This is a genomic window from Desulfacinum infernum DSM 9756 (genome assembly GCF_900129305.1).
In the GTDB taxonomy this organism is placed as follows: Bacteria; Desulfobacterota; Syntrophobacteria; order Syntrophobacterales; family DSM-9756; genus Desulfacinum; species Desulfacinum infernum.
In genome coordinates this window covers 1-20165 of record NZ_FQVB01000018.1, presented here as the reverse complement: position 1 = coordinate 20165, position 20165 = coordinate 1, and the positions used below count along the sequence as shown (strand labels likewise).

General features: G+C 62.4%; 17 protein-coding genes and 1 pseudogene. 14 read left to right on the top strand and 4 right to left on the bottom strand.

Going from position 1 to position 20165, the window contains the following annotated elements; translation table 11 throughout:
- The first annotated feature begins 292 nt into the window (after nucleotides 1-292).
- The 3 genes from BUB04_RS09935 to BUB04_RS09925 are packed head-to-tail and all read left to right on the top strand — an operon-like array spanning nucleotide 293 to nucleotide 4801.
- Nucleotides 293-1591, top strand: a complete 1299-nt coding sequence (locus BUB04_RS09935; protein ID WP_084076377.1) for a bifunctional folylpolyglutamate synthase/dihydrofolate synthase — start codon at nucleotides 293-295, stop codon at nucleotides 1589-1591.
- Between the two features lie 6 nt (nucleotides 1592-1597).
- Nucleotides 1598-3847, top strand: a complete 2250-nt coding sequence (locus tag BUB04_RS09930) for an LPS-assembly protein LptD (protein ID WP_073038895.1) — start codon at nucleotides 1598-1600, stop codon at nucleotides 3845-3847.
- On the top strand, nucleotides 3848-4801 hold the full coding sequence (locus tag BUB04_RS09925; protein WP_073038893.1) for a YbgA family protein: 954 nt from the start codon (nucleotides 3848-3850) through the stop codon (nucleotides 4799-4801).
- Between the two features lie 151 nt (nucleotides 4802-4952).
- Here the strand turns inward: BUB04_RS09925 and leuB are convergent, their stop codons facing one another.
- Nucleotides 4953-6041 carry a 3-isopropylmalate dehydrogenase gene (gene leuB, locus BUB04_RS09920; protein ID WP_073039028.1) on the bottom strand — a complete coding sequence of 363 codons (1089 nt, stop codon included), beginning with the start codon at nucleotides 6039-6041 and terminating at the stop codon, nucleotides 4953-4955.
- A gap of 194 nt (nucleotides 6042-6235) precedes the next feature.
- On the opposite strand from leuB, the gene BUB04_RS09915 reads away from it, so the two are divergent.
- Nucleotides 6236-7606 carry an HDOD domain-containing protein gene (locus tag BUB04_RS09915; protein WP_178371957.1) on the top strand — a complete coding sequence of 457 codons (1371 nt, stop codon included), beginning with the start codon at nucleotides 6236-6238 and terminating at the stop codon, nucleotides 7604-7606.
- Nucleotides 7607-7889: 283 nt separating this feature from the next.
- Here BUB04_RS09915 and BUB04_RS09910 read toward each other — a convergent pair whose 3' ends face one another.
- Nucleotides 7890-8732 (bottom strand): HDOD domain-containing protein, encoded by an 843-nt coding sequence (locus BUB04_RS09910; RefSeq protein WP_073038889.1) that lies wholly within the window; start codon nucleotides 8730-8732, stop codon nucleotides 7890-7892.
- 285 nt (nucleotides 8733-9017) lie between these two features.
- Here BUB04_RS09910 and BUB04_RS09905 point away from each other — a divergent pair, with 285 nt between their 5' ends.
- The 9 genes from BUB04_RS09905 to pyk all read left to right on the top strand — a co-directional run bounded on the left by BUB04_RS09905 (nucleotide 9018) and on the right by pyk (nucleotide 18560).
- Entirely contained in the window at nucleotides 9018-9731 is a 714-nt protein-coding gene (locus BUB04_RS09905; RefSeq protein ID WP_073038887.1) for a FadR/GntR family transcriptional regulator, read from the top strand.
- A gap of 226 nt (nucleotides 9732-9957) precedes the next feature.
- Nucleotides 9958-11010 (top strand): TRAP transporter substrate-binding protein, encoded by a 1053-nt coding sequence (locus BUB04_RS09900; protein ID WP_073038885.1) that lies wholly within the window; start codon nucleotides 9958-9960, stop codon nucleotides 11008-11010.
- An 84-nt stretch (nucleotides 11011-11094) separates the two neighbouring features.
- A complete protein-coding gene (locus BUB04_RS09895; RefSeq protein ID WP_073038883.1) occupies nucleotides 11095-11631 on the top strand; it encodes a TRAP transporter small permease in 537 nt (178 codons plus the stop codon).
- A 27-nt stretch (nucleotides 11632-11658) separates the two neighbouring features.
- Nucleotides 11659-12948, top strand: coding sequence for a TRAP transporter large permease (locus BUB04_RS09890; protein WP_073038881.1), 1290 nt, complete (start codon nucleotides 11659-11661; stop codon nucleotides 12946-12948).
- A 36-nt stretch (nucleotides 12949-12984) separates the two neighbouring features.
- Nucleotides 12985-13995 (top strand): MtaA/CmuA family methyltransferase, encoded by a 1011-nt coding sequence (locus BUB04_RS09885; RefSeq protein WP_218588421.1) that lies wholly within the window; start codon nucleotides 12985-12987, stop codon nucleotides 13993-13995.
- 44 nt (nucleotides 13996-14039) lie between these two features.
- Entirely contained in the window at nucleotides 14040-14681 is a 642-nt protein-coding gene (locus tag BUB04_RS09880; RefSeq protein WP_073038878.1) for a corrinoid protein, read from the top strand.
- A gap of 288 nt (nucleotides 14682-14969) precedes the next feature.
- On the top strand, nucleotides 14970-15770 hold the full coding sequence (locus BUB04_RS09875) for a methyltetrahydrofolate cobalamin methyltransferase (protein WP_073038876.1): 801 nt from the start codon (nucleotides 14970-14972) through the stop codon (nucleotides 15768-15770).
- 52 nt (nucleotides 15771-15822) lie between these two features.
- On the top strand, nucleotides 15823-17145 hold the full coding sequence (locus BUB04_RS09870) for a glycerate kinase type-2 family protein (protein ID WP_073038873.1): 1323 nt from the start codon (nucleotides 15823-15825) through the stop codon (nucleotides 17143-17145).
- Entirely contained in the window at nucleotides 17142-18560 is a 1419-nt protein-coding gene (gene pyk / locus BUB04_RS09865; RefSeq protein WP_073038872.1) for a pyruvate kinase, read from the top strand. The genes BUB04_RS09870 and pyk overlap by 4 nt, the downstream gene beginning before the upstream one ends.
- Nucleotides 18561-18621: 61 nt before the next feature.
- Here the strand turns inward: pyk and BUB04_RS20090 are convergent, their stop codons facing one another.
- Entirely contained in the window at nucleotides 18622-18753 is a 132-nt protein-coding gene (locus tag BUB04_RS20090; protein WP_281246587.1) for a hypothetical protein, read from the bottom strand.
- A gap of 377 nt (nucleotides 18754-19130) precedes the next feature.
- Nucleotides 19131-19646, bottom strand: coding sequence for a 3'-5' exonuclease (locus tag BUB04_RS09855; RefSeq protein ID WP_073038868.1), 516 nt, complete (start codon nucleotides 19644-19646; stop codon nucleotides 19131-19133).
- Nucleotides 19647-19901: 255 nt separating this feature from the next.
- Between BUB04_RS09855 and BUB04_RS09850 the strand changes: the two are divergent.
- Nucleotides 19902-20165, top strand: a pseudogene (locus BUB04_RS09850) (hypothetical protein); the annotation flags it as partial.

Sequence of the window (20165 nt, the reverse complement as noted above, 5' to 3'; positions counted from 1 at the left end):
CCTGCCGGCCTCCCGACAGGGGCGAATGATCCTTCGCCCCTACAGTTTGCATTTGCCGACGACTCATCGCCGCCCCTCATGGAATCACCTGGAACTCGCCGGCTCTTCGACTGTTGCGACAATCTTGCCCCGCCCCACCTGGCTGCAGGGGCGGTTTGCGGACCCAGCCTACCCGAACAGGCTCTGGACTCGGATGGCGACCCCCTTTCATTTTCCCTCTCGCCTGTGGTAGAAGGCTCGGCGGAAGATACTCCGAGGCGGCCCGTTTTCTTTCCAGGAGGGGGGACAGTCGGTGGACGATTACGATAAGGCGGTTCAGTTCTTATTCAGCCTTCAAAAGATGGGCATCAAGTTCGGGCTGAACCGAACGGAACGGCTTCTCGCGCGCCTGGGAGATCCCCACGGCGCCTTTTCCGCCATCCACATCGCCGGTACCAACGGTAAAGGCTCCACGGCCGCCATGCTTTCCGCCATCCTCCATCGCCACGGGTTCCGGGTGGGGCTCTACACTTCGCCCCATTTAGTTCGTTTCACGGAACGGTTTCGAATCGACGACAGGGAAGTCTCCGCCGACAAGGTCTTTCGCGCCTTTCAGGACGTGATGGACGTGGTGGACGGCGACCAGCTACCCACCTTTTTCGAGGCGGTGACGGCCATGGCCTTCCAGCTTTTCGCCGCGGAAGGGGTCGACTGGGCGGTGGTGGAGACGGGGATGGGCGGTCGTCTGGACGCCACCAACGTTCTGGAGCCCAGGGTGTCGGTGATCACCAACGTGGCCTTGGACCACCAAGAGTTCCTGGGATCCACCCTGTCGGCCGTGGCCCGGGAAAAGGCGGGCATCATCAAGGAGCGCACGCCGGTGGTCACGGGAGCCCGTCAGCCGGTGGTGCAAAGCACCCTGAAGACCCGATGTCTCAAGAAACGTGCCCCTCTGTACCGGTTGGGCACCCATTTTCGGGTGCGGCGCAACGGCCCCCAAAACTTTTCCTATCACGGCCTTCACCACCGCTGGGCCAATCTCCCCCTCGGACTCCTTGGAGAACATCAACACACCAACGCGGCCCTGGCCTTGGCCGTTTTGGAACTCCTGGAAGGACAAGGGGTCCTCCGCCTGGACCCGGAACGCGTGCGGGAAGGGCTGACCGGCGTGCACTGGCCGGGTCGGATGGAGATCCTGGAACGGGATCCCATCGTCATGGTGGACGGCGCCCACAACCCCAATGGTGCCGAATCCCTGAGAACCTCCTTGACTCACCTTTTCCGATACCGGAAACTCCATCTGGTCATGGGGATCATGGCGGACAAGGACATCCGCGGAATCTTTCGGCGGCTGCTTCCCCTGGCGGAAACGGTCTTCTTCACGCGCCCGCGGTACGGACGCGCCGCCGATCCGGAACTACTCCGCCGGCTGGCCAAGCCCTACATCCAGCGCCACTACGTGGTTCCCAACCCCGCGGACGCCATCGCCCAAGCCAAGGACATGGCCACCCCGGAAGATCTCATCTGCATTACGGGATCGCTCTATTTCGTCGGCGAGGTGAAGGAGCTCTACGGAGAACCCTTCCAACTGCACGATCAACTGTTGGCTTGACGTCCCATGAAAAAAGACCGCGCCCATGTTTTTCGCTGGAGGTTGTTCGTCGCCCTCCTCTTCGGGACCCTTGTCTTGGCCGGGCCCCTTCCCGCCCAGTCGCTCCTGGACGGCACGGAATCGGGAGCGGGGTTCCTGGGAGACGGCGAAACGCCTTGGACGATCCAGGCCGACAGGCTCACCTACGACGCCAAGACAAGAACCTACGAGGCGGAAGGAAACGTCCGCATCGCGTCGGGAGACCGCCTTATCACCTCCGAGTGGGCCCAGGTGAACCTCTCCGAGCGGCAGGCCACGCTCCAGGGAAACGTGCGCATCCGCTACGGGGCCGACTGGCTCACCGGCCAAAGGGTGATCTGGAACCTGGACACGGAAACGGGCTGGGTGGACGGCGGCACCGTCTACTTTTCCGATAACGGCTTCTACCTGACCGGAAGGAACATCTCCAAGAGAGGCCCGTCCCAATACCACGTGGCCCAGGGAGTGATCACCACGTGCGACCCGGCCTCACCCGACTGGTCCATCTCCTGCCGGGATCTGGACGTTAAGGTCAACGGCATGGGCTGGGCCAAGCACAGCACGCTGCGTCTGTGGAAAATCCCCGTCTTCTACACGCCTTTTGCCTATTTTCCCGTGAACCGCGACCGGCAGTCAGGATTTCTCCTTCCCACCTTCGGCTCCAGCAACCTGCACGGCACCTACTATGAACAGCCTTATTTCTGGGCGTTCCGGCCCGACATGGACCTGACTTTCTACGCCAACTATCTGGAAAAGAGAGGCCTTTTGGGAGGGGTGGAATACCAGATCCACCACAACTCCCTGGGGCGGGGAGCCTGGCTCTTCCACTACCTCCAGGACCAGGCCGACGAGCAGGATCTGGCCGATCACGGTTACACATACCAGGGAAAGGAGCGCTACTGGCTGCGGGCCCGCCACAGCCTGGAGCTTCCCTACGGCGTGGAGGGGTACCTGGATCTGGACTTCGTAAGCGACAAGAACTTCTTGAAGGAATTCCAGTCGGGATCCGCGGCCTTGGAATCCACCAACCGGACTTTTCGAAGAGTCAGCCGAAGGGAGCTTCTGAACGACGAGACGGTCACGGCTCGGGAATCCAGCCTCTACCTCCTCAAGCGGGGAGAATCGGCCGTGGCCAGCCTGGACGTCCACTACTGGGACCAGCTCAACCGGGCCCTGGACGAAACGACCCTGCAGCAACTGCCGCAGTTGCGCGCGTCCGTGGTGCCGTCCCCCATGGGTTCCTGGCCGCTTTACTACAGCGTGGACTCTTCGGCGGTGAACTACTGGCGCCCGGAAGGCGACACGGGAGTGCGCGCCGACTTCCTGCCCCGTCTCCACGCCCCCCTCCAGGTGTGGCCGTACCTGGCCGTGGAACCGTCGGCGGGCCTGCGCGCCACCTTCTACCAGGTGGACTGGCAGGATGAAGACAGGTCGTCCTTCCAATCCCGCTGGGTACCCGACTTCCAACTGGAAGCTTCCAGTCGGCTGGAGCGGGTTTATCGCTTTCCTTCCACAGCCGTCCAGCACGTGATCCGACCCGAAGTCCTCTACACCCTGGTGCCGGACGTGGATCAAGACGATCTCCCGAGCTTCGACGGCGTGGACCGGATCAGCAAACAACACGCCATCCGATACGGGTTTTCCTCCTTTTGGGTCGTCAAGAAGGAGGTGCAGCCGGAAGAGGGGGAACCCTACAGCACCTACCGGGAATGGGCCCGGTTGAAAGTCTCACAGGCGTACCTCCTGGACGAGGACGTGACGGACCCCCTCATCGAAACCAAGGCGGGCGAACGGTTTTCCGATATCGACATGGAAGTGGACTTAACCCCGGGCCGGTACGTGACCCTTTCCTACGACCTCCTCTATTCGCCCCACGACCAGACCCCCACCCTGCACGATCTGTCGCTGGGGTTCCGCTCGGACCGGGACGACGCCCTGCGCCTCACCTACCGTTACCGGCAGGACACCACCATCGATGAGCTCATCGCGTCCTTTCACCTGAAGATCCTTCCCAACCTGACCTTTTCCTCCTACTACGACTATTCCTTCGACAAGCAGGAGGTCTTCGAGCAGACCTACAGCTTGGCCTACCGCCACGGATGTTGGGGGCTTCGTTTCGGCTACCGCGAGGAAGCGGAAGAGCGGGAAGTCATCTTTGCCTTGATGCTGGTGGGTCTGGGGGAGGTGGGCAGTACCTTCTCCCAGGAAGGCGGCATGAGCGTGGAGGGAGGATTCTAAATGCCCGCGAACAAGATCCGGCTGGGCGCGAGCGCTTGCCTGCTGGGAGAGCCGGTGCGCTACGACGGCAGCCACAAGCACGACCGGTACCTCACGGACATCCTGGGGGCCTACGTGGAGTTCGTCCCGGTCTGCCCGGAGGTGGAATGCGGCATGGGCATTCCCCGGGAATCCATGCACCTGGAAGGCGATCCCGAGAATCCCAGGCTGATCACCACCCGCACCCGGCGGGATCTGACGGAACAGATGGTGCGCTGGGCCCAAAAGCGCCTGGAGGAGCTCAAGGGGGAAAACCTCTGCGGGTTCGTCTTCAAGAGCAACTCGCCCAGCAGCGGCATGGAGCGGGTGAAGATCTTCGATACCAAGGGCATGCCGCGGAAGATCGGCGTGGGCATCTTCGCCGGCCTTTTCATGAAGGCCTTTCCCCGCCTTCCGGTGGAAGAGGAAGGCCGGCTGCACGATGCGGTCTTGAGGGAAAACTTCGTGGAACGGATCTTTCACTTCAAACGCTGGAAGGAGCACCTGGAAGGGGGCAGGAGCCTGGGGCGCCTGGTGGATTTCCACACCGACCACAAGCTCCTTTACATGGCCCACAGCCCCAAGCACTACCGGGCCTTGGGCAAGCTGGTGGCCGAAGGCAGGAAGATGGACCTCCGGGAGCTCTACGACGCTTACGAAGGCCTGATGACGGAGGCCCTGAAACTCAAGGCCACCGCCGCCAAGAACGCCAACGTGCTCTACCACCTCATGGGCTATTTCAAGAAACAGCTGACGGCTGACGAAAAGGCCGAACTTCGGGAGATCATCGAAGCCTACCGTAAGGGACTCTACCCCCTCATCGTTCCCATCACCCTCATCAACCACTTCGTGAGAAAATACGACCAGCCTTATCTCAAGCGCCAGGTTTACCTGAATCCCCATCCGGTGGAACTGAAGCTGCGAAATCATGCGTAGGCCATGTGAGGGATATGGGGTAGGGGATATGGGATAAGGTGAAAGGGAAAAGGTTAAAGGGGGGAGGCGCATTGTCTGTTCGTCGTGCTCCGCCCTCTACCCCTTACCCCTTTATCCCATATCCCTCTGCCCCGTATCCCTCTATCCCTGTCTACGCGCGTATGCGTGAGGCCACCGCGTCGCCCATCTGGGCGGTTCCCACGGCCTTCCGGGGATCCCGGGCGATGTCGCGGGTCAGGACGCCCGCCGCGATGGTCTCCTCCACGGCCCTCTCGATGGCCAGGGCCGCGGCCTCAAGGCCGAAGCTGTGGCGTAACATCATGGCCGCCGACAAGATCTGGGCGATGGGATTGGCGATCCCCTTTCCGGCGATGTCCGGAGCGGAACCGCCCGCGGGTTCGTAGAGCCCGAAGTTGGATTCGTTGATGCTCGCCGAAGCCAGCAATCCCATGGACCCGGTCATCATGGCGCACTGGTCGGAAAGGATGTCCCCGAACATGTTGCCGCACAGCAACACATCGAACTGGTGGGGATCCCGGATGAGCTGCATGGATGCGTTGTCGATGTACATGTGGTTCAACTGAACGTCGGGATAGTCCCGGCTCACCTCGGTCACCACCTGCCGCCAGAGCACCATGGTGGTGAGCACGTTGGCCTTGTCGATGGAGGTCACCTTTTTCCTTCGAAGGCGGGCGATCTCGAAGGCCTTCCGCGCAATGCGTTCGATCTCCCGGCGGGTGTAGCTCATGGTGTCGAAAGCCCGTTCGTCGGCCCCCTGCCCTTCCCTGCCTTTGGGCCGGCCGAAATAGATGCCGCTGGTGAGTTCCCGGATGCACAGGATGTCGAACCCGTCGCCCACGATATCAGGACGAAGCGGACTGGCTTCCACCAGGGCTGGAAACACTCGGGACGGCCGCAGGTTGCAGAAGAGGTCGAAGTGTTTTCGAAGGGGAAGGAGTGCGGCCCGCTCGGGCTGCTGGTCCGGCGGCAGGCATTCCCACTTGGGGCCTCCCACCGCCCCAAAGAGGATCGCGTCACTCGCTTCGCACAGCGCCAGCGTTTCCGGGGGCAGGGCATGGCCGTGGCAGTCGATGGCGCACCCACCCACGTCGGCGTATTCATATTTCAAGCGGAACCCGAAGGCGGCTTCCGCCGCCTTGAGGACCTTGACAGCCTCGGCCATGATTTCCGGCCCGATCCCATCCCCTGCCAGAACGGCTACTTTTTTTTCCCGATCCATTTCCAGCACACCTTTCGTTCCGAACACGGATCAACATTTTTCCATAAGCCGGCACCACCCCGGCACCGAAGCTCCGAAAAGTAGTGCGATCTCCGGGTCATGTCAATTTTCATTCATCCTTTTCCCGAGACCTGCCGAATCTTCTACCGAGGTAGACAACCCCAGCCAAGTCCACAAGGAAAGGCAATATGCGCATGGACGGATCGCCGAACACGCTGACCAACGCGGATGTACGGGCGGCATTTAAAGGTCTGGACGAAAAGGAATTCATCGGTCTGTACAACATGGGCCAGGTGCGAACCCTGGACACCGGCGAATTCCTCTTTCGCGAAGGAGAACAAGGCCACTCTCTGGCAGTCCTTCTTAAGGGCCGGCTTCGGTTGGTGCGACGCGCCCGCGGGACCCTTCACGAAGTGGCCGTCCTTCATCCCGGCGACGCCGTTTGCGACGCCCCCTTGCTCAGTCCCGGCCACCGATTGACCTCGGCGGTGGCGGCCCGACCGACCATTGTCCTCGTCTTCAGCGAATCCATGCTCCGTGCCCTGGACAACGGCCTCCATCTCCACTTGGCCAAGAAACTGAACGACACCCACGTGCGCCGCCTCCTGCGCAGCGAGGAAACGGAGGCGCTGCTGGCGGCCCGCTGCGATCACCTGAGCCGCTATGTCCGGCACAGCCTGGTTCAGCGAACCCAGGATTACACGCAATCCGACCTCATCGTGGGGATGCTGAAGAAGGTGCCGCAGCTGCCCATGTACGCCAGCAAACTGACCCAGATGCTCTTGGACGAAAACGTATCGGCCAAACAGGTGGCATCACTGGCCAAGGACGATCCATCCCTGGTGAGCGCCGTGCTGAAACGGGTCAATTCCTCCTACTACAACTGGCAAAAGAGGATCTCCGACTTCCAGCATGCGGTCATCCTCCTCGGCTTCAATCAGGTCTACCAGCTGGTCGTCTCCGAGGGCCTCCGGCGCACCATGCCCAACACGCCCCCTTTCCGAAAACTCCACAACCATTCGGTGGTCATTTCCCACATTGCTTACGAAATAGGCCTCTTGACCGACCGCCAGCAGGCGTCGGTGATGAGCACGCTCGCCCTGCTTCACGACATCGGAAAGAGCGTGATCCTCCTGCTCAAGCGACAGAATCCGAAACTCTCGGTGCTCATCGACATTCTGGACTCCGCGAAGATCGGGGCCATGCTGTTGAGCGAATGGAACATTCCGGAAAATGTATGCCGCACGGTGGAAATGCAGGAATATGCGGAATTCAGCCCTCCGGAGAATCTCCCGGAGGATGTGCGACGTGGCATCGCCGTGCTTCATGCGGCCCATCAATGCGCCAAGCTCATTGAGGGGAACGCCGAGGAAGTTGCCAGGACCCCTTTCACTACGGACTATCTGAAGATTCTGAGAATTCCCCACAGGACGGTGGAAAGCCTCACGGAAAACCACGTGCGCCCGGCTTTGGAAAAGAAGGCGGCGGCACTGCCCGAACACGTTCGGCTCTTCCTGCAGGGGAGATTGGAGGAGCCGGAGACCGCTGAGGCGGCATCCGGATAGGGGCCCGGAATGGCGCCCCTAATTGCGTTCGTCTCGGAAATGCGGGCGGCGGCTGGCATCCCTCCCATGCGGGCGTAAGGTCCGCTCTCCACGGAAAGAGACTTTCGGGCCCGTTTGCGGGCGGTCTTTTTACGCCGTAGCGCAGCCCTTCAAGGCTGCGAAAAGGGGCCTCCGAACCCAGGATGGATCAGGCGATTTTTCGCGAACTCTCAATGCTTTGAGGGGGCACGCACCTGCAAGGCTGAAGCCCAGCAGCCACGGGCAACCGGCCACCCCCGCGACCCTAGCCGCGACTTCCGGACACCGGCAACGCCCACCACTGGGAGGCCAAATCCTCCAGGTCGTCCCACTCCAGCCCGCACTGAGCTTCGATCCACTTTTCCACCCGAATTCTGTCCAACACCCGGGACAGCCCCTCGCGGTCCTTTCCCGCATGGCAGAGGACATCCGCCAGGAACGTGAAGTAGGCGAGAGTCAGCTCGCTTCGTTCCGGGAGGTGATGGTGGCGAACCACGTCCACGATCTCCCAGGGCAGCTCCCATCGGTCCGCCAGGCGCGCCCCCACCTGGGCATGATCGGTCCCCAGGACCTCCATCTCGACATCCACGAGGGCCAGATCCCCTTGCATCACCGCCTCCTGCACGGCCCTGGCCTCCCGGGCCCCGAGCTGCGCCAAGACCAGTTTTCCGATGTCGTGCAACAGGCCCACCGTGAAGGCATCCGATTGGGCTTGCGGAGCGCCGGCCGAGCGCACGAGAAAGCGGCAGCATTCCGCCACTTCCAGAAAATGTCGGCGCGCCCCTTTAAGCCAGACCTCCGCCGCGGGCCCTGTGTAGCGGCTCACCAGCCCGTGAAAGTGGGCGGCCATCACCAGGCCGCACACGGTGGAGATCCCCAGCAGGCGGACGGCGTGCTCGATGGAGGTCACCTCCACGGGAAGGGAATAGAAGGGGGAATTGCACAGGTGCAGGGTCTGGAGCGCCAGGCCCGGGTCCTCTTGAACGATCCTAGCGAGCCTCCTTGGATCCGCCTGGGGGTCCTGCATCATGTCCATCACACGGTAGACGGTGTCGGGGAGCATGGGAACACCGTCGATCAAATCCTGGATCACGCCTTCTTCGAGCATCGAAAATCCCTCACGTTTTCAGGACCATTTCGGCATGGACACACAGGGATGGATTTTTCCGCACCATAGCCCGCGCCCTTTTCGCTGACAACACCTTTGCCCTACGCCTTCCACAAGACCCAGGAACCCGCTACCATGGCGGTGCTGCCGTGGTTTCGGCCCGGAGCCCTTCGGCCGCCTTCCTGCGCACGGTCGAAGGGCTTCGGGCCCGGGTGTGATTTTTCGTTTGACGAACCTCAACTCATAAGACATCATACGTCATACGTATGATGAATGGAGGAGCCCATGCCCACTCCCCGATCCAAATTGGCGGAACAGGTCTTCGAGCAGATGCGGAGCGACATCCTTTCGGGACGCTTTGCCTCCGAGGAACGCCTGCCGCCCCAGGATGTTTTGGCACGGGAATACAACGTGTCCCGGACGGTTATCCGTGAAGCCCAAAGCAAGCTGGCCTCGTTGGGACTGGTCCGCATCGATCAGGGGCGCGGCACCTTCGTCACCAAGCCCGATCCCAGTCAGATCCTCAAGCCCATGCTCTACAGCCTGCACATCGACGAGACCTCGACCCGGGAGCTCATCGAGTGCCGCTACCACCTGGAACTGGTGATCGTGCGGTTGGCGGCCAGGCGCTGCACGCAAACCGATGCGGCTCATCTGGAGCAATTGTGGGAGGCTGCCATGGAAGCGGCCAAGCGGGGCGACATCGACTCCTTTTCCCGCGAGGACTTCGCCTTCCACCACTATCTGGCCGTGGTGTCCCGAAACCGCATCTTCGCACGGATCGTGGACACCATCCGGGATCTGAACCTGCAGTTTTTGAAGGATTTTTCGCGCACCGAGGGGGCCGTGGAACGGGCCTTGGCCTATCACCGCCGCATCCTCGATGCCGTGGCGGCACGGGACGTGGAGGGTGCCGAAAGGGAGATGCTGGAGCACCTCAACGACATCGTTGCCGCCGTTCGCAGGCACTACCGGTTCGACCTGGAGATCCGAGCGTAGGCTTGGAGTTGCGTTAGAAGCCTCCCTGGTCCTCCGGAAGGTTCGGGGCCTGCGAACACCATCCTCGAGGGAAGGGAGGTGAAAAACGCACCCACAGGTTTTGGCAGCACACCCTTGATATGGATCGTCCCGGAGGGGGACCGGCGCAGGCGCCGGTCCCATATGGGAGTCCAACCGAGCCCATGTCGGTTGGAACCAACACGGCAGCAGCGACATGGAGGAAAAGATGCGCAGGAACCCCTTACTGGTAGTGTGCCTTTTGATCGCGTTCGTCCTTGCGAGCGCAGCGACCGCAACGGCGGCCTCCGAGAACAAGCCCATCGTGCTGACCCTCGGCCACTTCGAGCCGCCCGACATTCAGAACACCATTGAGCACCCCATGGCGGTGGTCTTCAAATCCATCGTGGAAGCCCGCACCAACGGCGCCATCAAGGTGGAGATCCATCCGTCCAGCACCCTGGGCAAGGAACGTCAGATGATGGAATCCACTCAGATGGGCGTCATCCAGGGCTGCATCATTGCCGAGGGGACCGTTCCTACTTTCTATCCCATGATTCAGGTCTTCAGCATTCCCTACCTCTTCGCCACGGAAAGCGTGGGGTGGGCCGTCATGGACGGGCCTTTCGGCCAGGAGCTTTTCGAGGACCTGCGAAAGACCACGGGCCTTCGTGTGGTGGCCACGGGCCGGGGCGCCTTTCGTAACTTCACCAACAGCCGGCACCCGATCCGCAGCCCCGAGGACATGAAGGGGATGAAGTTCCGCACCATGCAGGTTCCGGCCCATATGGCCATGGTCAAGGCCCTGGGAGCCGCCGCCGCCCCCATTTCGTGGTCGGAAGTCTATTCGGCGCTCCAGACCGGGGTGGTAGACGGACAGGAAAACCCCGTGGGCGTCATCGTATCCGGCAAACTCTATGAAGTGCAGAAATACCTCACCTTGGACGGCCACGTTTACAGCACCAGCTTCATGTTCCTGAACGACGCCTGGTTCAAATCCCTTCCCCCCGAATACCAGCGGGTGGTGCTCGATGCCGGCCGCGCGGCCACCACCGTGGGACGCGGTGTTTCCAGGCTCCAGGATGCCGTGGGCCTCGAAAAGATCCAACAGGCGGGCATGGAGGTTTACACCCCGACCGGCGAACAGCTGGCGGAATTCCGCAAGCTTTCCCAGCCGGTGGTGATCCAGTGGCTGAAGGAAAACGTCAAGGGCTCCGAACCCTGGATCGACCGGCTCATGGCGGCCACGACCGAAGTGGAGCAGAAGTGGGAATTCCGATAGTCCCCGGAGCCCGGGTGCCTCCGGTCATCCCGGAGGCACCGCCCCTTTCGACCGCACCCTTCAACCTTTTCGAGGACAGAAGCCATGACTGGAAAAGCGGTTTTCGATGCGGTGGAGCGTTTCGGGTTTTGGCTGGACCGTCTCACCGGATGGATCTGTGTCGTTCTCGGAGCCTTCATGACGGCGGTGGTCTTCGTGGCCGTCATCTTCCGCTACGTTTTCAACGCCCCTTTGGAATGGTCCGAAGAGCTTTCCACCTTCATGATGGTGTGGTTCGCCATGCTGGGGGCGGCCATGGGCATCCGGCGCGGCCGTCACGTGGGGGTGTCCTATGTGGTGGAGAAGTTGGGCTTTTTGAACCGCCACAGCCGCTGGATTCAGATGCTGAACAACCTCATGATGTCGGCCTTTCTGGTCCTGCTCCTGCGTCAAGGATACGCCCTGGCCCTCTTCGCACACGCCCAGCGTTCCCCGGCCCTCATGATCCCCATGTCCTGGCCCTATTTCGGCCTTCTGGTCGGTTCGGCCGCCTGCATCTGCCAGCTGGCGGTTCAGATTGCGCTCGCCGCGGCGGGACGGCAGACGCTGGTCGAGGATGCGTGCTGTTACATGGATGAATAGGCCCTTTCCCCCGCAAAGGTGACTCTCATGACGATTGCCATTGTGACCGGTGTCTTCTTTTCCACCATGGCGCTGGGCGTTCCCATCGCCTTCTGTCTGGGCCTGGCCTCGCTGGCGGGTTTGTTCACCCTGGACAATCCCATGTTCCTGCGACTGGTGCCGCAGATGGTTTTCCAGGGCATGAGCATGTTTTCCCTCATGGCCATTCCGTTCTTTATCCTCGCCGGCGAAATCATGAACAAGTCCCAGATCACCCAGGTGCTCATTCGTTTCGCCAACGTGCTGGTGGGGCATATCCGGGGAGCCCTGGCCCATGTGAACATCGTCTCCAGCATCTTCTTCGCCGGCATCACCGGTGCCGCCGTGGCGGACACCGCCGCCCTGGGCACCATCCTGATTCCGGCCATGACCAAGGAAAAGTACGAGGAGGACTTCAGTGCCGCGGTGACCATCTCCTCGTCCATCATCGGGCCCATCATCCCTCCGAGCATCGTCATGGTGATCTACGGCGTCACCATGAAGGAATCCATCGCCGCGCTCTTCGCATCGGGATTCGTCCCCGGACTTCTCATCGGGTTGGCCCTCATGGCGGTAAGCTACGTCTTCGCCCGCAAGCGGGGCTACGGCCGAAGGGAACGCGCGGGACTCCGAGAGATCGCCCTGGAAGCCAAGAATGCCCTGGTGGGGCTCATGATCCCCATCATCATCTTGGGCGGCATCCTCACCGGGGTCTTCACTCCCACGGAAGCGGCGGCCGTGGCCGTAGTTTACGGTATCGTGACGGGCATGTTCTTTTTCCGAACGCTCAAATGGAGCGATTTTCCGCTCATGCTCAAGCGGACCGCCATCACCAGCTCGGTGGTTCTGCTCATCATTGGAAGCGCCAACATCATGGGATGGCTTCTGGCCTACCAGCGCATCCCGGAGATGCTGGCCGAGGCCTTTTTGAGCGTCTCGGACAATCCCTACTTGCTGCTCCTGCTCATGAACGTGTTGCTGCTCATCGTGGGGATGTTCATGGAGATTTCCGCCTCCATCGTGCTCCTGGCCCCCATCTTGGCCCCCATCGCCCAGTCCGCCGGGATCCACCCGCTCCACTTCGCCCTGATCATGTTGGTGAACTTGAACATCGGGCTCATCACGCCTCCGCTGGGCCAGTGCATCTTCACCGTCTGCGGCATCACCCGGCTCAAGATGGAACAGGTCGTGAAGGCCACCCTGCCCTTCCTCTTGGTGGAACTGGCCGTCCTGCTCCTGCTCACCTACGTCCCCGCCCTGACCCTGTGGGTGCCTCGCATGCTGGGCTACGTGCAGTAACCGAACTCTCGTGGATCAAAACCTGGAGGATCAACCGTGAAGGAATCGAGCTATAGTCTGTTCATGTCCGCGCTTTTCAACGGCCGCAAAGGATCCCGTCCCCCCGTGGCCAATCCCACGTCCATCGTCTGCCACGAACTAATGGATCGGGTCGGAGTCGGCTTTCCGGAGGCCCACCTCAACGCGCAGGCCATGGCCGAACTGGCACTGGCAGGCCATGAGGTGGTGGGATTCGATGCAGTGATGCCGGAGTTTTCCGTTCACCAGGAGGCGGCCGCCCTGGGCTGCCAGGTGGATTGGGGGAACCGGAACGCCATGCCGGACGCCAAAAACTTCCCCTACGAAGACTTCTCACCCATCCACATCCCCGAAAATCTGCTGGAAAGGCCGTCCATGCGGGTGGTTTTGGACGCCATCTCCATCCTGCGAAGGCACGTGGGCGGGCGCGCGGCCATCATCGGCAAGGTGATGGGCCCTTGGACCTTGGCCTATCACATGGCGGGAACCCAGAATTTCCTCCTGCAGATCGGATTGGGCGAGGACGAAGTGGTGCATCGCATGCTGCGCCAACTCATGCCGGTACCCATTCGGTTCGCCAACGCCATGTTCCAGGCCGGCGCCGATGCGGTGGTCCTGGCCGATCACGCCACCGGCAATCTGGTGAGCCCCGCGCAGTACGAAAAGTTTCTTCTGCCGCTCCACCGGGAGCTGACGTCTCAGATCCACGGGCCGGTTATCCTGCATGTGTGCGGCAACTGTTCCGACCGACTGGAGCTCTTCGCCGCCTCGGGCGTGGACGCCTACCACATGGAATGGCAAGTGGACGCCAAGGACGCCGTCGCGCGAGTGGGTCACCTCATCTCACTTATCGGAAACATCAACAACCCCCAGACGCTCTACCAGGGAACGCCTGAGGACGTCTACAAACAGGCCCGGTACGCCATTGCATCGGGAGTCCACATCATCGCTCCGGAATGCGCCGTTCCTTTGGCAACTCCCCTGGAAAACCTGAAAGCCATCGTGGCGGCCGCCCACGAAGGATACTGAAAACCCATCCCGCGGGAACAACGCGAACCCATGGAGGAAGAAAGATGCACGAACTCTTTCAAGAGATCCGTTCCGTCATCATCTCCGGCCGTCCCAAGGAAGTGGAGGCCCCGATCCAACGGGCGATCGAGGCGGGCGTTCCTCTGGACCGGCTCATCCATGAGGCCATGATCGACGCCATGGACGAAGTGGGAAGGCGCTTCACCGCCCAGGAGATCTTCGTTCCCGAGATGTTGGCTTCGGCCATGGCCATGAAGAAGGGCCTGTCCCTTATCAAGCCGCTGCTCACGGCGAGCCAGAACGTTTCGCGCGGCACCGTGCTGATCTGCACGGTCAAGGGAGACATTCACGACATAGGAAAAAACCTGGTGGTCATGATGCTGGAGGGAGCCGGCTTTCAGGTCATGGACCTGGGGGTGGACGTGACGGTGGAGGCCCTGGTGGAGAAGGTCCGGGAAAGCCGTCCTCAGATCCTGGGACTTTCGGCGCTTCTCACCACCACCATGCCGGAAATGAAAAGGGTCATTGAAACTCTCGAGGCGGAGGGACTGCGCGATCAGGTGAAGGTGATCGTGGGCGGGGCGCCGGTGGACGAAGCCTTCGCCCTGCGGATCGGGGCGGACGGGTATGGAGCCGACGCGGCCCAGGCCGTGGCCCTGTGCAAGAAGCTGGTGGAGGTGGCCTGAGGATCGCCCCCCACGGGCCCGAACCCAAATCGGGCGATCCCTTTCCATCGTGAGGATCTGGCGGGCGGGCGTAAAGCCCGCCCCTACAAAAGCAGACGGACCTATTGGGTAGGGGCGGGGTTTATCCCCGCCCGCTAATCACAGGGTGTAAAAGACAGCCGAAGGAAGAACCGCTCAGTTGAGGCTCAAAGCAGGAAGGCATTCCCTTCCGGGCGAATTTTTTTAGCACAGCCCGCAAGAGCCGGGGGCATTCGGCCGAGCGCAGGAGGCGGTGAAACGGAGAAAAAAATGTTTACAGTCATCGGAGAACGGATCAACACCACACGAAAGCCTGTACGCCAGGCGGTGGAAGCAAGGGACGCCGCCTTCATCCAAGCCGACGTGAAGCGGCAACAGGACGCCGGAGCCCACTATATCGACGTGAACGCAGGGGCCCGTGTCGGCCGTGAACGGGAAGACATGGAATGGCTGCTGGATGTGATCCAGGAGGAGGTTTCCATCCCCTTGTGCCTGGACAGCCCGGACCCGAGGGTCCTGGAGGCGGCCTATGAGCGGGTCGAACGGCCTCCCCTGATCAATTCCATCAGTTTGGAAAAGGAGCGGCTGAACAACCTGATCCCTTTTCTCCGAGGGAAGGATTGCGGCGTGGTGGCCCTGTGCATGGACGATTCCGGCCTTCCCAAAGACGCCGACGAGGTGCTGGACAGGGCTCGTCAACTGGTGGAGAAGCTGGAAGGCATCGGAATGCCCCGTCACCGCATCTACATCGATCCCCTGGTTCAGCCGGTGAGCACCCGCACCGAGCACGGACCGCAGGCCATCACCGCCGTGCGGAAGATCATGACCGAACTAGAGGGGGTGCACACGGTCTGCGGCCTTTCCAACGTGTCGTTCGGGCTTCCCAAACGGCGGGCCGTCAACCGCGCCTTCCTTTCTTTAATGATGGCCGCGGGTCTGGACGCGGCCATTCTGGATCCACTGGACGCATCGCTCATGGCCACGCTGATCACCTCCAACATGTTGCTCGGCCGGGACGAATACTGTATGGACTATATTGATGCCGTACGTGATGGTCGAATTGCCGACTAACGGACGGAATGCACCCCCACTTCCGTTCTGACTTCAGAGATCGAGGCTGAACGTGGACAATCCCCGCAAAGACCTGGAAGCCATCTTTCGGGCGGGCCTGGCGGCCGTGGATCCGGAAGCCGCGGTGCTTCGCCACGTGAAGCGAGACGGCTCGGAGCTTCGGCTGGGGAGCCGGTCCGTGGATCTGGACGCGGTCCGCCACGTCTACGTGGTGGGGGCCGGCAAGGGCACGGCGCCCATGGCCAAGGCCCTGGAAGACCTTCTGGAGGACCGCATCCGGGAAGGGGCGGTCACGGTCAAGACGGGACACGGCCTGCCGCTTCGGAAGGTGCAGGTGATGGAAGCCGCCCATCCCGTTCCCGACCAGGCCGGCGTGGCGGCCACTCGAAGATTGCTGGAGGTGGCCGAAAAGGCCGGTGAAAAGGACCTGGTCCTGGCCGCCTTTTCCGGCGGGGGAAGCGCGCTTACGCCCGCGCCCGTCCCGCCGCTCACCCTGCAGGAAAAGCAGGACGTGACCCGCCTCCTTCTGGCCTGCGGGGCCACCATCCAGGAAATCAACGCCATCCGAAAGCACCTTTCGCGGATCAAGGGCGGAGGGCTGGCCCGCGCCGCCCATCCGGCCCGCACCTTTTCGCTCATCCTCTCCGATGTGATCGGAGACCCCCTGGACGTGATCGCCTCGGGCCCCACCGCTCCCGATCCCACCACCTTCCAGGACTGCCTGGACATCCTGGAACGGTACCGCCTTCTGGACCAGGCGCCGCCCCGGGTCGTCTCCGTTCTCCGGGAAGGCCGGGACGGGGGCCGCCCGGAAACCCCCAAGCCGGGCGACCCTGTCTTCGACCGGGTGGAAAACCTCATCGTGGGAAACAACCTCATGGCCCTCCTGGCGGCCAAGGATGAAGCCGAACGCCGGGGCTACAAGGGCCTTGTCCTCACGTCCCGCCTGGAAGGGGAAGCGCGGGAAGCGGCCAAGGCCGTGGCCGCCATCGCCAAGGAGTGCGCTGCCACGGGTCGACCGGTGAAACCGCCGGCGTGCCTTCTCTTCGGCGGGGAAACCACGGTGACCCTCCGCGGCGACGGCAAGGGCGGACGCAATCAGGAACTCGCCCTGGCGTGCGCCCTGGCCCTGGAAGGCTGGGACCGCATCTGCGTCCTGAGCGCCGGAACCGACGGAACGGACGGGCCCACGGATGCCGCGGGCGCCTTCGCCGACGGAACCACCGCGGCCGAAGCCCGGAGGCTCGGGATCGAGCCCCGCCACTACTTGGATCGAAACGATGCCTATGGGTTTTTCGAAAGGACGGGAGGGCTCCTTCGGACCGGCCCCACCCGAACCAACGTCATGGACCTCATTTGCGTGGTGATTCGATGATACGGGAAAGACGCACCAAAATCGTTTGCACCATCGGCCCGGCGTGCGATTCGGAAGACCGGATCCGTGAACTGATCCGGGCCGGCATGGACGTGGCCCGGCTCAACTTCTCCCATGGCGACCATGAGGGACACGGGCGCATGATCGACCTCATCCGCCGCGTGGCGGAGGAGGAAGGCCGGGAGATCGGGATCCTGCAGGACCTGGGAGGCCCCAAGATCCGCCTGGGGACGTTGGCCGAACGGGAACGCACCCTGACGGCCGGCGAGACGGTGCGGCTCTTCGCCGGGGAAGAGACGAGCGACGAGCGGCTTCCCGTCAACTATCCCCATCTCACGGAAGACGTGAACGAAGGGGATCGCATCCTCCTGGCCGACGGCCTGGTGGAACTCAGCGTGGTGTCCAAAAGCTCCCAGGAGCTGGTCTGCCAGGTGCTGGTGGGCGGCAAGATCCATTCCCACAAGGGGGTGAACCTTCCTTCCAGCACGCTGCGGGTTCCCGCCTTTACGGAAAAGGACAAGGCGGACCTCACCTTCGGGCTGGGGAAAGGGGTGGATTTCGTGGCCCTTTCCTTCGTGCGCCACGAACGGGACGTGGCGCCCGTGATCGCCATGCTCCAGGAAAGCCCCCAGCGGCCGCTCTGCATCGCCAAGATCGAAAAGCCCCAGGCCCTGCAGCGCTTCGACGCCATTCTCCAGGCCGTGGACGGGGTCATGGTGGCCCGGGGCGATCTGGGCGTGGAGACGCCGCTTCACGAGGTGCCCATCATCCAGAAGCGCATCATCCGCAGCGCCCGCGAGGCGGCCAAGCCGGTCATCACGGCCACCCAGATGCTCCGGTCCATGATCTCCAGCCCGCGTCCCACCCGGGCGGAAACCACCGATGTGGCCAACGCCATCCTGGACGGCACCGATGCGGTGATGCTTTCCGACGAAACGGCCATGGGAGCCTATCCCGTGGAGTCCGTGCGGGTTCTGGATCGGATCGCCGTGGCCACGGAAAGTTATCTTTTTGAAAACGACCGGCGCATGGAGACCCTGTCGTCGCACCTTCCGGGAACGGCGGCGGCCATCAGCCATGCCGTGGTGGACCTGGCGGCCGCGCTGGAAGCCGCCGCCATCGTGGCCTCCACCTCTTCGGGGAGCACGGCACGGCTCGTGAGCCGCCTTCGGCCTCAGAGCCCCATCCTGGGGTTCACCCACACCCTGAGCACCTTTCGGCAGCTGTCCCTTTCGTGGGGGGTGACCCCGGTGCTGGTGCCCACCTATGAAGACACGGACTCCATGTACGACATGGCCCGTCGCTGGGTGTTGGAACAGGGAATCGCGAGGAAGGGAAACAGGATCGTTCTGACGGCGGGAGTGCCCATCGGGGTTCCGGGCACCACCAACATGGTGAAGGTGATCGAGCTGTAAGGGGAGGCGCCGGCCCGGCGTCTCGCCCTCCCCAAGCTCACAGGGCGACCGGGGCGCCAGGCTACTTCTCGGCGGCCTTGGCCAGCACTTCCAGGTTCTTCTTCATGCGCTTCTGGTCCGCCTTCTGGTTCTCCTTGTTGGGGCGGTCCTTCTTCTTTCGGATCAGGCGGGTCTTGTGCGTATTGGACGGCATGGTCTTTCCTCCTTTGATCTCTCCTGCCTTTTTGTATCCTTCCGAACGGCCGGCACGGCGGCCGCGCAAGCGCCTCCTATAGCAATTTGCGCAGCGGATGTCACGGAAAAGTTCACCCGCCCGCCGCATATCTCACAACTTCCCTCTCAAGGGGATTGTCTCCCCCCCTTTTTCAAAACCGGCAGTCACGATCCTTGAGGCCGCGGGCAGTCCAGACGGGCGGGGATAAACCCCGCCCCTACGCAAAATCCCGACCCGTACTTGTAGGGGCGGGCTTTACGCCCGCCCGTCAGGACCACAGCATGAAAAACCTGTCCAGCTCGAGAGGATCTTTTGGACTCCCGCCTGCCCGGACGGGCGAACCCTGGCCGCAGCAGCTACCCCTGGGCGGCCCGGGCGCACAGGACGATGCGGGCGCAGGCTTCCGCGTCGGAAGCCGCGTCGTGGTGGCGAAGGGGAATGTCCAGATGGCGGCAAACGGCCGGAAGGTTGGCCGGGCGAAGCCGCCACACCCGCCGCGCCAGCTGCACCGTGCAGACGAAGGGAAGCGGGGGCGGCGCCAGTCCGTGGGACCGGCAGCACTCGGAAAGCACCCCCCTGTCGAAGGGAGCGTTGTGGGCCGCGAGGAAACTCGCCCCGGCGAGCATGGGCTCCAGATCGGGCCACACCTCCCCGAAGGTGGGCTCCCGGCGAACGTCCTCCCAGCGGATGCCGTGGATGTGCGTGAATCGGAAGACCCGTCGCGGCGGCCGGATGAGACGAAAGGCCCGGGCCGCGATCCGCCCGCCCTCCACCCGCACCAGGGCCACCGCGCAGGCGCTGTCCCGCCCGTGGTCCGCTGTCTCGAAGTCGATGGCCACAAAATCCCCCGCCGGCACCCCCGCCTGCGTCATGAAGATCCCCCTGCTCTTTCCCAGTCCACTCCTCTGGATCCTTTACGGCCACTTCCGGAAGGGGCCCTCAACCGTTCTTTCCCTCCCCGGATCGCCCCACCCCTTATCACGGAGGATTCCAGAACCTAAGAAAAATGAGCAAGGACATCGGCTCCCGGACGCCGGCACCTAACCCATTCTACTTACGAGAAGAAGATTCGGGCCATCGCACGCCAGCTGGGCCTATCCCGCAACACGGTCAGGAAATATCTGCGCATGGATGAGGCGGCCATTGAGGTGAAGCAAAGCCACCGGGAACGGTGCAAGCAGCTGGACGCCTATCGAGATTATATTGTGACCTTGCTTCGGCAGTTTCCAAATCTGAGCGCGGCGAAGGTGCTGTACAAGCTGCAGCAGAAGGACCCGGGGTTGAAGGTCTCGGAGCGTTCAGCGCGTCGATACGTCCGCCGGCTCAAGGAGACGGTGATCCAGTGTCAGAAGCGCTATTACGAGCCGGTGGTCGAGAGTGTTCCCGGTGTG

Bases quoted from the DNA above. Each gene is read 5' to 3' on its own strand.
- BUB04_RS09930 (WP_073038895.1), top strand. From the start codon at position 1,598: ATGAAAAAAGACCGCGCCCATGTTTTTCGCTGGAGGTTGTTCGTCGCC.
- BUB04_RS09925 (WP_073038893.1), top strand. From the start codon at position 3,848: ATGCCCGCGAACAAGATCCGGCTGGGCGCGAGCGCTTGCCTGCTGGGA.
- leuB (WP_073039028.1), bottom strand. From the start codon at position 6,041: ATGGATCGGGAAAAAAAAGTAGCCGTTCTGGCAGGGGATGGGATCGGG.
- BUB04_RS09915 (WP_178371957.1), top strand. From the start codon at position 6,236: ATGGACGGATCGCCGAACACGCTGACCAACGCGGATGTACGGGCGGCA.
- BUB04_RS09910 (WP_073038889.1), bottom strand. From the start codon at position 8,732: ATGCTCGAAGAAGGCGTGATCCAGGATTTGATCGACGGTGTTCCCATG.
- BUB04_RS09905 (WP_073038887.1), top strand. From the start codon at position 9,018: ATGCCCACTCCCCGATCCAAATTGGCGGAACAGGTCTTCGAGCAGATG.
- BUB04_RS09900 (WP_073038885.1), top strand. From the start codon at position 9,958: ATGCGCAGGAACCCCTTACTGGTAGTGTGCCTTTTGATCGCGTTCGTC.
- BUB04_RS09895 (WP_073038883.1), top strand. From the start codon at position 11,095: ATGACTGGAAAAGCGGTTTTCGATGCGGTGGAGCGTTTCGGGTTTTGG.
- BUB04_RS09890 (WP_073038881.1), top strand. From the start codon at position 11,659: ATGACGATTGCCATTGTGACCGGTGTCTTCTTTTCCACCATGGCGCTG.
- BUB04_RS09880 (WP_073038878.1), top strand. From the start codon at position 14,040: ATGCACGAACTCTTTCAAGAGATCCGTTCCGTCATCATCTCCGGCCGT.
- BUB04_RS09875 (WP_073038876.1), top strand. From the start codon at position 14,970: ATGTTTACAGTCATCGGAGAACGGATCAACACCACACGAAAGCCTGTA.
- pyk (WP_073038872.1), top strand. From the start codon at position 17,142: ATGATACGGGAAAGACGCACCAAAATCGTTTGCACCATCGGCCCGGCG.
- BUB04_RS20090 (WP_281246587.1), bottom strand. From the start codon at position 18,753: ATGCCGTCCAATACGCACAAGACCCGCCTGATCCGAAAGAAGAAGGAC.
- BUB04_RS09855 (WP_073038868.1), bottom strand. From the start codon at position 19,646: ATGACGCAGGCGGGGGTGCCGGCGGGGGATTTTGTGGCCATCGACTTC.